Raw genomic sequence first — 12844 nt, forward strand, 5'->3', positions numbered from 1 at the left:
CTAGAGAAAAAGTGTTATAATAACAATATAACTATTCGGCTCTTTTAAGGAGGAGTAAATTTCTATGAATAAAAAACTCACAGATTATGTGATTGATCTGGTGGAAATTTTAAATAAACAACAAAAACAGGTTTTCTGGGGAATATTTGATATTTTGAGTATGGTGGTTTCCATCATTGTATCTTATATCTTATTCTACGGATTGATTAATCCAGCACCTGTTGACTACATCATCTACACGAGTTTGGCCTTCCTGTTCTATCAATTGATGATTGGATTTTGGGGATTGAACGCTAGTATCAGTCGTTACAGTAAGATTACGGATTTCATGAAAATCTTTTTTGGTGTGACTGCTAGCAGTATCTTGTCATATAGTATCTGCTATGCCTTCTTGCCTCTCTTCTCCATCCGTTTTATCGTGCTCTTTATCTTGTTGAGTACTTTCTTAATTTTATTGCCACGGATTACTTGGCAGTTAATCTACTCTAAACGCAAAAAGGGAAGTGGTGATGGAGAACACCGTCGGACTTTCTTGATTGGTGCCGGTGATGGTGGAGCTCTCTTTATGGATAGTTACCAACATCCAACTAGTGAATTAGAACTTGTCGGTATTTTGGACAAGGATTCTAAGAAAAAGGGCCAAAAACTTGGTGGAATTCCTGTTTTGGGTTCATATGATGATCTGCCTGAATTAGCCAAACGCCATCAAATCGAGCGTGTTATCGTTGCGATTCCGTCGCTTGACCCGTCAGAATATGAACGTATCTTGCAGATGTGTAATAAGCTGGGTGTCAAGTGTTACAAGATGCCTAAGGTTGAAACGGTTGTTCAAGGGCTTCACCAAGCAGGTGGAGGCTTCCAGAAGATTGATATCACAGACCTTTTGGGTCGTCAGGAAATTCGTCTTGATGAATCGCGTCTGGGCGCAGAACTGACAGGTAAGACAATCTTAGTCACAGGTGCTGGTGGCTCAATCGGTTCTGAAATCTGTCGCCAAGTTAGTCGCTTCAATCCTGAACGCATCGTCTTGCTCGGTCATGGGGAAAATTCAATCTACCTTGTTTATCATGAATTGATTCGCAAGTTCCAAGGGATTGATTATGTACCAGTTATTGCCGATATTCAAGACTATGACCGTTTGTTGCAAGTCTTTGAACAGTACAAGCCAGCTATTGTTTATCATGCGGCTGCCCACAAGCACGTTCCTATGATGGAGCGCAATCCAAAAGAAGCCTTCAAAAACAATATCCGTGGAACTTACAACGTTGCTAAGGCTGTTGATGAAGCTAAAGTACCTAAGATGGTTATGATTTCGACAGATAAGGCGGTTAATCCACCAAATGTTATGGGAGCAACCAAGCGCGTGGCTGAGTTGATTGTCACTGGCTTTAACCAACGTAGCCAATCAACCTACTGTGCAGTTCGTTTTGGGAATGTTCTTGGTAGCCGTGGTAGTGTCATTCCAGTCTTTGAACGTCAAATTGCTGAAGGCGGGCCTGTAACGGTCACAGATTTCCGCATGACCCGTTACTTTATGACCATTCCAGAAGCTAGCCGTTTGGTTATTCACGCTGGTGCTTATGCCAAGGATGGGGAAGTCTTTATCCTTGATATGGGCAAACCAGTCAAGATTTATGACTTGGCCAAGAAAATGGTCCTTCTAAGTGGACACACCGAAAGCGAAATTCCAATTGTTGAAGTTGGAATCCGCCCAGGCGAAAAACTTTACGAAGAACTCTTGGTATCAACAGAACTTGTTGATAATCAGGTTATGGATAAGATTTTCGTTGGTAAGGTTAATGTCATGCCTCTAGAAGCTATCGACCAAAAAATTGAAGAGTTCCGAACTCTCAGTGGAGATGAATTGAAGCAAGCCATTATCGCCTTTGCCAATCAAACCACCCACGTTGAATAAAAACAGAAAAACGCATATTATCAGTTCTGAAGAATCTTGGTAATATGCGTTTTGTTATGTAGAAACTTGCTCCATTTTCTTCTGAAATGGGGTTGTCGCCCAGTCTATGTTATTGAAAATAGGCCAAAACTTCTATGGGTTTGTGAGCGATATAATCAGGCTGATAGTTTAGCAAATCTGCTTGCTCCCCAAATCCCCAAGTGACGGCTAATTTCTGAATGCCTGTTTCTTGAGCACCCAGCATATCAAACTTGGTATCTCCGATGATGATGGCTTGTTCCGGTGCTAGTTGATGTGTCTGCAAGGCTTGGCGAATGACATCTGCCTTATGGGGTGCTTCAGGTCTGGAACCATAAATGCCATCAAAGAAATGATAGATTCCCAAGTTTTTTGTCATATCTTGGGCGGTAGGTGTATTCTTTGTAGTGGTGATGTAGAGAGGGTAATTCTTGGATAGTTCTTGAAGTAATTCTACAATCTGAGGGAAGAGCTGAGCTTCATGGATGCCTTTCTCCTTATAGTAAGACCGGTATATCTGCACAGCCTCAGAAATTTGTTCTTTGGGCAGGCAGGTCGCAAAACTACTTTCGAGGGGCGGTCCCATAAAACCACGAATAGTTTTGGCATCAGGGCTAGGCACCCCGAGCTCCTTAAAGGTATGGGTAAAGGCATTGTGAATCCCGATAGAACTGTCGACGAGGGTTCCATCCAGATCGAAAAAAATCGCTGTGATAGAGGTCATGGTTTCTCCTATTTGATAAACTTATTCTCCGAAAATTTCTTTTTGGAGGCGACGACCAGTAGGGGTGGCAGCGAGTCCACCTTCAGCTGTTTCACGAAAGGCAGTTGGCATGCTTGCTCCTACTTGGTACATGGCATCGATAACTTCATCCACAGGAATTTTAGATTCGATACCTGCCAAGGCCATGTCTGCTGCGATGAAGGCAAAGCTAGCTCCCATGGCATTACGTTTAACACAGGGAACTTCAACCAAGCCGGCAACAGGGTCACAGATGAGGCCTAGCATATTTTTAATGACAAAGGCAATGGCTTGACTGGCTTGGTAGGGTGTTCCACCTGCAGCTATAGTCAAGGCTGCAGCACTCATAGCAGAGGCCGAACCAACCTCGGCCTGACAGCCACCCTCAGCACCTGAAATAGAGGCATTGTTTGCGATGACTAGTCCAAAGGCACCGGCAGCAAAGAGGAAATCCAGCTGTTGCTCGTGGCTGAGGTCTAATTTTTCAATAGCAGCAGTGAGAACGGAAGGCAGACAGCCAGCACTTCCAGCGGTAGGAGTAGCGCAGACCAAGCCCATTTTGGCATTGTGTTCATTGACTGCGATAGCATTTCGGGCAGCAGAGAGAATCGTGTAATCTGACAGAGTTTTTCCGTTTTTGATGTAGTGATCCAATTTGGCAGCATCTCCACCTGTCAGGCCACTACGAGATTTATTTTCATTGAGGCCAAGTTGGACAGAGGCTTTCATGACTTCTAGATTGCGTTCCATGAGAAGGAAGACTTCTTCACGTTCGCGACCAGTCAATTCAAACTCTGTTGTAATCATGAGTTCTGCGACATTTCCTTGAAAGTCCAGTTCTGCCTGCTCGACCAATTCTTTGATAGAATAAAACATGCTTCCTCCTATTTAAAGAAATTGACATTGTGGAGATGAGGGATTTTTCGAATTTCTTCGATAGCCTCATCACAGTTGCGACTGTCAACTTCGATAATCATAATAGCTTTTTCACCAGCTTTTTCACGAGTAACATTCATCTGGGCGATATTGATATCATAGCGGGAAAGGGCCTCTGTTACGAGGGCAATCATACCTGGAATATCTTGATGAACAATGATGATAGTCGGTGTATTCATATTGAGAGAGACGGCAAAGCCATTGAGTTCGGTTACCTGAATATTTCCTCCCCCGATAGAAATACCAGTCACGCTAATGGTCTTATGAGCATTTTTGACGGTAATTTTAGTGGTGTTTGGGTGAGGGGCATTGCTGTCTTTCTGAATGGTCCAGACAATCTTGATGCCACGCTTGTGGGCAATTTCCAGGCTGTTTGGGATTTCAGGATCATCTGTATCCATGCCCAAAATACCTGCAACAAGGGCTAGGTCTGTTCCGTGACCACGATAGGTCTTGGCAAATGAGTTAAATAGTTGGAATTCGACTTCTGTCGGAGTATCATCAAAAATGGAAGAGACAATCTTCCCAATACGAACAGCACCAGCTGTATGGCTACTAGATGGGCCAATCATAACTGGTCCGATGATATCAAAGACAGATTGAAAACGAAGTGATTTCATCAGTTTCCCCTTATAAAAATTCTTATCTCTATTATATCAAAGAATGAAGGTCTTGGCTTTAATTGTGGATGAAAACCTTTTTACACTACAAATAGCATAAAAAAGCATCTTTTGTAACAAAAAATGGCTTATTTAGAGAAATAAAAAATAATTTTGTAATATTTCTACATAAAAGTGTCAAGAAACGGTAATATTTAAAGGGTATGATAGAACTATAGAAAGAAGGAGAATTTTCAAATATGAAATCAACAACTAAAAAGATTAAAACAACTCTTGCAGGAGTAGCTGCCTTGTTTGCAGTATTTGCTCCATCATTTGTATCTGCTCAAGAATCATCAACTTACACTGTTAAAGAAGGTGATACACTTTCAGAAATCGCTGAAACTCACAACACAACTGTTGAGAAATTGGCAGAAAACAACCACATCGACAACGTTCATTTGATTTATGTTGGTCAAGAGTTGGTTATCGATGGCCCTGTAGCGCCTGCTGCAACACCAGCGCCAGCTACTTATGCGGCACCAGCAGCTCAAGATGAAACTGTTTCAGCTCCAGTAGCAGAAACTACAGAAGTAGTAGAAGAAGCAGCACCAGCTGCAAGCGCTCCTGTAGCAGAAGAAACTGTTGCTGCAGCAGAAACTTCAGCACCAGCTGCAACTGTAAGTGGATCTGAAGCAGAAGCTAAAGAATGGATTGCACAAAAAGAATCAGGTGGTAGCTATACAGCTACAAACGGCCAATACATTGGACGTTACCAATTGACAGATTCATACTTGAACGGTGACTACTCAGCTGAAAACCAAGAACGTGTAGCAGATGCTTACGTTGCAGGACGTTACGGTTCATGGTCAGCTGCTAAAAACTTCTGGCTTAACAACGGCTGGTATTAAGAAATAGAAAAAGAGCCTTTGATGGCTCTTTTTGTGTGCTTTTATTTGACAAAAGACAATTTTTAAATAGTAGTAATAACAGATTGCTTACGGCTGACGAGATTCTGGAGTTTCTCCAGCTGAATTAGTGCGATTATTACTGTTAGCATCGGGAACTTCAGCATTATTACTATTATTATTGGTATTCGTATCTCCTTGGGCTCCTGCAGTATCAGTAACTTGATCTCGTGTATTGACAGCAGTGTTTCCCCCACTTCTAGCACTATCAGATGAATATTGCTCGCTTGCAGGTGCTTGTGAATTATATCTGTTCCTATTTGACTCAGTATAGTTTGGAGTGTAGCTACCTCCTTCTGAAGAATAGCTTTCTCTTCCCTCAACGTTACTAGTCGTTTCTGTTTCTTTTTTATTAGACTTTTGTTCTTCTTCTTTTTTGGTCAAGACTTCAGCTTGCTTTTGGAATTTTGAAATCAGTTCTTGAATGGGTTTTATTTTTTCATCAATAGTAGCTTGTTCGCTTGTGGAGTTGACACTTTTAATAATTTCTAGTATTTTTTGTAAGGAAGTGATGGCTGTTTCAAGTGCTTGTTTATCTTCAAACTGGCTATCGGATTCCTTTATATCCAATTTTAAAGCTTTTTCAGTATAATGATTAGTGATTTTATCGGCCGTAGAAGTAAGAAAATCTGTTAATGTCTTTTTGCCTTCGTCAGTGGTAGGCTTTAATTCTTGAATTTTTTTCCAATCCTCTATAATCGTTTCAGAATCAATATTGAAGTTTTTAATAGCATTTTTTACTTGTTCGACATCTTGTCCATCCTTATGTTGTTTGCTGAGAGCGATGTTCCCTCTCTCTGCTTGGATATGTTCTTGATGAATGACTAAACCTATTAAAAGTCCAAGACCTACAACAATAATGATAGTAAAAATAGTATTTTTTGATGTTAGAATATCTTTGTAGTTTTTCACAATCGTACTACGTACATGGATGGTAGTATCTTAAAGGGATCATGTACGACTTCCTCCTCATTACAGTATATCATTTTTAGCTTATTTTATAAATAAGTTTATAAGTAGAATCGAGATTTAACTGTTCATTACCCTTTTTGTAATTATATTTCTGTTTCTATCAAATAGAATGTCAGATTATCAGCCTCTTTCTTGTCTTCTCCAACCAAGCATGTTATAATGAATACTGCTCAAGCGACCTTCAATCGTGAAGCACACACGACCTTCAATCGTGAATAAACGAATAGATGGGAGACTTACCATGAGTGATAACTCTAAAACACGTGTTGTCGTGGGGATGAGTGGTGGTGTTGATTCGTCGGTGACGGCTCTTCTTCTCAAGGAGCAGGGCTACGATGTGATCGGTATCTTCATGAAGAACTGGGATGACACAGATGAAAACGGCGTCTGTACGGCGACTGAAGATTACAAGGATGTGGCTGCCGTGGCAGACCAGATTGGCATTCCTTACTACTCTGTCAATTTTGAAAAAGAGTACTGGGACCGCGTTTTCGAGTATTTCCTAGCAGAATACCGTGCAGGGCGCACGCCAAATCCAGATGTCATGTGCAACAAGGAAATCAAGTTTAAGGCATTTTTGGACTATGCCATGACCTTGGGCGCAGATTATGTTGCGACTGGGCATTATGCCCGAGTGGCGCGTGATGAGGATGGCACTGTTCACATGCTTCGCGGTGTGGATAATGGCAAGGATCAGACCTATTTCCTCAGCCAACTGTCGCAAGAACAACTTCAAAAAACCATGTTTCCCTTGGGACATTTGGAAAAGCCTGAAGTTCGCAGACTAGCTGAAGAAGCAGGACTTGCCACTGCTAAGAAGAAAGACTCGACAGGGATTTGTTTTATCGGAGAAAAGAACTTTAAAAACTTTCTCAGCAACTATCTACCAGCCCAGCTTGGTCGAATGATGACTGTAGATGGTCGCGATATGGGCGAGCATGCTGGGCTTATGTATTATACGATCGGTCAGCGTGGCGGTTTGGGTATCGGTGGGCAACACGGTGGAGACAATGCCCCTTGGTTCGTTGTCGGAAAAGACCTAAGCAAGAATATCCTCTATGTTGGCCAAGGTTTCTACCATGACTCGCTCATGTCAACCAGCCTAGAGGCTAGCCAAGTCCACTTTACTCGTGAGATGCCAGAGGAGTTTACACTCGAATGTACGGCTAAATTCCGCTATCGTCAGCCTGATTCTAAGGTGACCGTCCATGTCAAAGGAGATAAGGCAGAGGTTATCTTTGCGGAACCTCAGCGTGCCATCACACCAGGACAGGCAGTTGTCTTTTACGATGGCGAAGAGTGTCTAGGTGGTGGTTTGATTGACAATGCCTACCGCGATGGACAAGTTTGTCAGTACATTTAGATTGACAAATTTTCTCAATTTGCTACAATAATAAAAGCAATAGAAATGATGGTCAAAGCTCATGGATGTTGCAGGCTTTTTTGTCCTGCACTTCTTTGGAGTTTTGACTGTTTTTGTGTCGTTTAAGGGAAAGGATAAGAATGACTCAGCAAGACTTTCGGACAAAAGTAGGAAATACAATTTTTGGAGTTCGGGCGACAGCCTTGATTCTCCAAAATCGCAAGCTTCTAGTTACCAAAGACAAGGGTAAGTATTACACTATTGGCGGTGCGATTCAAGTCAATGAAAGCACGGAAGACGCGGTAGTTCGTGAAGTGAGGGAAGAACTGGGTGTCAAAGCTCAAGCTGGGCAACTAGCTTTTGTGGTTGAAAATCGTTTTGAACAGGACGTTGTTTCTTATCACAATATCGAGTTTCATTATCTGGTGGATTTGCTTGAAGATGCCCCATTGACCATGCAGGAAGATGAGCAAAGGCAGCCATGTGAGTGGATTGACTTGGATAAGCTCCAGAATATCCAGCTAGTTCCAGCCTTTCTAAAAACAGCCCTACCAGATTGGGACGGCCAACTAAGACACATTCATCTTGAGGAATAGGAGAGAAAATGATGGTTAAGCTTATTGCCCATGTACTTGTTCATAGTGGTGATGATTATTTGCTCATTCAGCGTTCGGAAATTAAAAGAGGACAACCCAATGTTTATCCAACTTACTGGGATATTCCTGGTGGCGGAGTTGAAAAGGGTGAACTTCCTCGAGATGGAGCTCATAGAGAATGTATTGAAGAAGCGGGAGTTAGGCTAGATAGCAGTTCGCTCAAACTTCTTCACGAAGATAGTCAACTGGATACCTCTAAGGATACTGTCTTTACTCGCTTAGTTTATAAAGCAGAGTGGGTTGGGGAGAAGCCAATTATCAGATTAGATCCAGAAGAGCATACGCACTTTAAATGGGTTACTATGGCTCAAGCTCTAGAGGAGGAGAAGTTAGTTCCTTATTTACGAGAAATTTTTGAAAGGTTAAGAAATGACTTATAATTTTACTGAAGAATACGATATTATTGTAATTGGTGCGGGACACGCTGGGGTAGAAGCATCCCTAGCAGCTAGCCGTATGGGCTGTAAGGTCTTGCTTGCGACTATCAACATTGAAATGCTGGCTTTCATGCCTTGTAACCCCTCTATCGGTGGTTCTGCCAAAGGGATTGTCGTGCGTGAAGTTGATGCCCTCGGTGGCGAGATGGCCAAAACCATTGACAAGACTTACATCCAGATGAAGATGCTCAACACTGGGAAAGGTCCTGCCGTTCGTGCCCTTCGTGCGCAGGCTGACAAGGAGCTTTACTCCAAGGAAATGCGCAAGACGGTTGAAAATCAAGAAAATCTGACCCTTCGTCAGACTATGATTGATGAGATTTTGGTGGAAGACGGCAAGGTTGTCGGTGTGCGTACAGCGACCCATCAAGAATATGCTGCCAAGGCTGTTATCGTGACGACAGGAACAGCCCTCCGTGGGGAAATCATCATCGGAGACCTCAAGTACTCGTCAGGCCCTAACCACAGCCTAGCTTCTATTAACCTTGCTGATAATCTCAAGGAACTGGGCCTCGAAATCGGTCGTTTCAAGACAGGAACCCCTCCACGTGTCAAGGCTTCTTCTATCAACTACGATGTGACAGAGATTCAGCCAGGAGACGAAGCGCCTAATCATTTCTCATATACTTCACGTGATGAGGATTATGTCAAGGATCAAGTGCCATGCTGGTTGACCTACACCAATGGTACCAGTCATGAGATTATCCAAAACAATCTCCACCGTGCGCCTATGTTTACAGGTGTGGTCAAGGGAGTGGGCCCTCGTTATTGTCCGTCGATTGAGGATAAGATTGTACGCTTTGCGGACAAGGAACGTCACCAACTTTTCCTTGAGCCAGAGGGACGCAATACAGAGGAAGTCTATGTCCAAGGCCTCTCAACCAGTCTACCTGAGGATGTCCAGCGTGAGCTGGTGCATTCTATCAAAGGTTTGGAAAATGCAGAGATGATGCGAACAGGTTATGCCATTGAGTATGACATGGTCTTGCCTCACCAGTTGCGTGCGACTCTGGAAACCAAGAAAATCTCAGGTCTATTCACTGCTGGTCAGACCAATGGAACATCAGGTTACGAAGAAGCTGCTGGCCAAGGGATTATCGCGGGTATCAATGCGGCTCTGAAAATCCAAGGCAAGCCAGAGTTGATTTTGAAGCGTAGTGACGGTTATATTGGGGTCATGATTGACGACTTGGTAACCAAGGGAACGATTGAGCCTTATCGCCTTTTGACCAGTCGTGCTGAATACCGCCTCATTCTCCGCCATGACAATGCTGATATGCGTTTGACGGAGATGGGACGTGAGATTGGTCTTGTGGATGATGAACGCTGGGCTCGCTTTGAAATTAAGAAAAATCAATTTGAAAATGAGATGAAGCGCCTAGACAGCATCAAACTCAAGCCAGTCAAGGAAACCAATGCCAAGGTTGAGGAGATGGGCTTCAAGCCTTTGACAGATGCAGTGACAGCCAAGGAATTCCTTCGCCGTCCAGAAGTTTCTTATCAAGATGTGGTGGCTTTCATCGGACCAGCTGCAGAGGACTTGGATGACAAGATTATCGAATTGATTGAAACAGAAATCAAGTACGAAGGCTATATTTCCAAAGCCATGGACCAGGTTGCCAAGATGAAACGCATGGAAGAAAAACGCATTCCAGCCAATATCGATTGGGATGACATTGATTCTATCGCAACCGAAGCTCGTCAGAAGTTCAAACTCATCAATCCAGAAACCATCGGACAAGCCAGCCGTATTTCGGGAGTAAACCCAGCAGACATTTCTATTTTAATGGTGTATCTTGAAGGTAAAAATCGTAGTATTTCTAAAACTCTTCAAAAATCAAAATGATACGTCGTCGGCTTCTTACGAATGAGTTCAAAGCTTAGCTTTGATTCATCTACAGCCTCCCATAGTTCCCCGAACTATGGGAGCTAACTTGAGTTATGCTTTCGCCTAGCCTTCTAGTCTGATTTCGATTTTTATTGAGTTTTAATATCAAAAGAAAGCATAGAGAAAAACAGCTCCGTCTTCGGGGCTGTTTTCTTGCTTTATTCTTCATCTGGTGTGAGGATCATCGGGATAATAATCGGTTCACGTTCGGTATTTTCATAGAGGAAGGGGCGAATAGCGTTGACAATGGCACCATTGACAGATTGAACGCTAGCATCCTTATTTTTCAGTGCGATACGAATTGCATTGAAGAGGATGCGTTGGCTTTGGCGAATCAAGTCGCCAGATTCTCTCATGTAGACAAAGCCTCGGCTGAGGATGTCTGGACCAGATAGAATCATCTGTGATTTGAAGTCAACAGTTGCGACTGCCAGAACGACACCGTCTTCAGATAGATCACGACGATCTTTGAGGACAGCAGCACCGATCTCACCGATACGATTTCCATCGACATAGATGTCTTGGGCGTTGAAATGACCTGCGATACGAGCTGAGTCAGCAGTAAGGGCAAGCACATCACCATTGCTCATAATAAATATATTGTCCTTCTCAACCCCAGTATCCACTGCTAGTCCAGCGTGGACTTTTTGCATGCGGTATTCACCGTGGACAGGCATGAAGTATTTTGGCTTAATCAAGCGGAGCATGAGCTTTTGCTCTTGCTGGCCACCGTGTCCAGATGTATGGATATTGTTCACTTTACCGTGGATAACTTCAACACCAGCTTCAGAAATGATGTTGATCAGCTTGTTGACGCTAGTAGTGTTTCCAGGGATTGGACTAGAAGAGAAGATAACCGTATCACCTGGTTGGAGTTGCACCTGACGGTGGGTTCCGTTGGCGATACGAGAGAGGGCAGCCATCGGCTCACCCTGACTACCTGTACAGAGGATGAGAACCTCGCCTGCAGGGTAATCTTTGATTTCATTTGGCTCAATAAAGGTTCCCTTAGGAGCTTTGATGTAGCCAAGCTCGATTCCGTTGACAATGGCCTTTTCCATAGAGCGACCAAAGACAGCAATCTTACGTCCAGTCTTAACAGCAGCTTCTGTTGCTTGCTGGAGACGGAAGATATTTGAGGCAAAGGATGCAAAGATGATACGTCCTTCGATGCCTTGGATAATCTTCATGATGGACTGACCAACGACTTTTTCAGAGTTGGTAAAGGTTGGCACTTCTGCATTTGTTGAGTCAGATAGGAGACAGAGCACGCCTTCTTCCCCAAGAGAGGCCATGCGGTGCAAGTCAGCAGGCTCTCCAACTGGAGTGAAGTCGAACTTGAAGTCACCTGTACAGACGATTTTTCCTTGAGGAGTATGAATAACAATTCCCAAAGGCTCTGGAATAGAGTGAGTCGTTCTAAAGAAAGTTGCCTTGAGGTTTTTAAAAGTTAACTCAGTGTTGTGGTTGATTTCGTAAAGTTTGGCGTTGCGCAAGAGGCCGTGTTCTTCGAGTTTCCCACGGATCAAAGCTAAGGCAAGTGGTCCAGCGTAGATAGGGACATTTGCTTGCTTGAGAAGGAATGGAATCCCACCGATGTGGTCCTCGTGTCCGTGTGTAATCAAGACAGCCTTGACGCGGTCGATATTGTCCACGATGTAAGAGTAATCAGGAATGACATAGTCGATACCAAGCAAGTCATCTTCTGGGAATTTAATCCCAGCATCGACGATGATAATCTCATCTTGGTATTCAATCCCGTAAGTGTTTTTCCCGATTTCTCCCAGACCACCGATGGCAAAAACGCCGACTTCTTCAGGTTTAAGAGTGTAGGCCATATTAGAACTCCGTGATTTCGAAGGCGCCAGTTTCTTTTTCGTAATCTAGCAATTTGTCAGACAAGAGTTCGATATACTCGATATTGTACTCTGGGCGATTTTCTTCGACAAGTTGGCGAGCAGCGATACGGCCCTCAAGTTCTGAGCTGGCATCGATGTCTAGGTAAAGTGCGCGTGTTGTTTCACGACGTGGGCTACGTTCTTTTGTTTCTTGATAAAAAACTTTGTAAATCATATAGTTCCTTTCTATTTACAGGTCAGCTTATTCCAAACTTTTAGCAGAGATTTGCTTGATTTCATTCCATTTTGTGTCTAGATTGACCTTGATTCGTTACAATTATTTCAATTATACCACAAAATGAAAAATTAGTAAAAGACGGAAACGAGAAAGTCGTGAGGGGAAGAGGGAGCAAAAGATAGATAGGATTTGGTCGGAGAGCGCTTAGGTGTTATAATTAAAGGGGAAATCTAAAGAGATAGTAGATTTAAGGGAGAATATAGTTCTAGTTTCA

Annotated in this window: 12 protein-coding genes; 6 read left to right on the forward strand and 6 right to left on the reverse strand. The window is 43.1% G+C overall.

Annotated features, from left to right (window positions below; all coding sequences use genetic code 11):
• Positions 1-64 precede the first annotated feature (64 nt).
• Positions 65-1915, forward strand: coding sequence for a polysaccharide biosynthesis protein (locus D8855_RS00560; protein ID WP_045605200.1), 1851 nt, complete (start codon positions 65-67; stop codon positions 1913-1915).
• A gap of 109 nt (positions 1916-2024) precedes the next feature.
• Here D8855_RS00560 and D8855_RS00565 read toward each other — a convergent pair whose 3' ends face one another.
• Genes D8855_RS00565 through sdaAB form a run of 3 tightly spaced genes read right to left on the reverse strand, consistent with a single transcriptional unit; the run spans position 2025 to position 4231 of the window.
• Positions 2025-2657: an HAD family hydrolase gene (locus D8855_RS00565; protein ID WP_004254948.1), complete on the reverse strand. Its 633-nt coding sequence runs from the start codon at positions 2655-2657 to the stop codon at positions 2025-2027.
• 21 nt (positions 2658-2678) lie between these two features.
• Complete coding sequence (gene sdaAA, locus D8855_RS00570) at positions 2679-3551, reverse strand: L-serine ammonia-lyase, iron-sulfur-dependent, subunit alpha (protein ID WP_004254952.1); 873 nt, start codon at positions 3549-3551, stop codon at positions 2679-2681.
• A gap of 8 nt (positions 3552-3559) precedes the next feature.
• The gene (gene sdaAB, locus D8855_RS00575) at positions 3560-4231 is read right to left on the reverse strand and encodes an L-serine ammonia-lyase, iron-sulfur-dependent subunit beta (protein ID WP_000838909.1); all 672 of its coding nucleotides are present in this window, start codon (positions 4229-4231) and stop codon (positions 3560-3562) included.
• Positions 4232-4470: 239 nt separating this feature from the next.
• Between sdaAB and apf the strand changes: the two genes are divergently transcribed.
• Positions 4471-5121: an aggregation-promoting factor gene (apf, locus tag D8855_RS00580; RefSeq protein ID WP_000843469.1), complete on the forward strand. Its 651-nt coding sequence runs from the start codon at positions 4471-4473 to the stop codon at positions 5119-5121.
• Positions 5122-5208: 87 nt separating this feature from the next.
• Here apf and D8855_RS00585 read toward each other — a convergent pair whose 3' ends face one another.
• Positions 5209-6090, reverse strand: coding sequence for a hypothetical protein (locus D8855_RS00585; RefSeq protein WP_049509908.1), 882 nt, complete (start codon positions 6088-6090; stop codon positions 5209-5211).
• Between the two features lie 301 nt (positions 6091-6391).
• On the opposite strand from D8855_RS00585, the gene mnmA reads away from it, so the two are divergent.
• From mnmA to mnmG, 4 genes are all read left to right on the forward strand, one after another.
• A complete protein-coding gene (mnmA, locus tag D8855_RS00590; RefSeq protein WP_049509911.1) occupies positions 6392-7513 on the forward strand; it encodes a tRNA 2-thiouridine(34) synthase MnmA in 1122 nt (373 codons plus the stop codon).
• Positions 7514-7653: 140 nt separating this feature from the next.
• Positions 7654-8109 carry an NUDIX hydrolase gene (locus D8855_RS00595; protein WP_185757545.1) on the forward strand — a complete coding sequence of 152 codons (456 nt, stop codon included), beginning with the start codon at positions 7654-7656 and terminating at the stop codon, positions 8107-8109.
• Positions 8110-8117: 8 nt separating this feature from the next.
• Positions 8118-8549, forward strand: a complete 432-nt coding sequence (locus tag D8855_RS00600; RefSeq protein WP_125415523.1) for an NUDIX hydrolase — start codon at positions 8118-8120, stop codon at positions 8547-8549.
• Positions 8539-10452 (forward strand): tRNA uridine-5-carboxymethylaminomethyl(34) synthesis enzyme MnmG, encoded by a 1914-nt coding sequence (mnmG, locus tag D8855_RS00605; protein WP_077804433.1) that lies wholly within the window; start codon positions 8539-8541, stop codon positions 10450-10452. The genes D8855_RS00600 and mnmG overlap by 11 nt, the downstream gene beginning before the upstream one ends.
• Positions 10453-10652: 200 nt before the next feature.
• Here the strand turns inward: mnmG and rnjA are convergent, their stop codons facing one another.
• A complete protein-coding gene (gene rnjA / locus D8855_RS00610) occupies positions 10653-12332 on the reverse strand; it encodes a ribonuclease J1 (RefSeq protein WP_125415525.1) in 1680 nt (559 codons plus the stop codon).
• A 1-nt stretch (position 12333) separates the two neighbouring features.
• Entirely contained in the window at positions 12334-12567 is a 234-nt protein-coding gene (locus tag D8855_RS00615; RefSeq protein WP_000639572.1) for a DNA-dependent RNA polymerase subunit epsilon, read from the reverse strand.
• Between the last annotated feature and the right edge of the window lie 277 nt (positions 12568-12844).

The organism is Streptococcus mitis, from assembly GCF_003942685.1.
Lineage (GTDB): Bacteria > Bacillota > Bacilli > Lactobacillales > Streptococcaceae > Streptococcus > Streptococcus mitis_CD.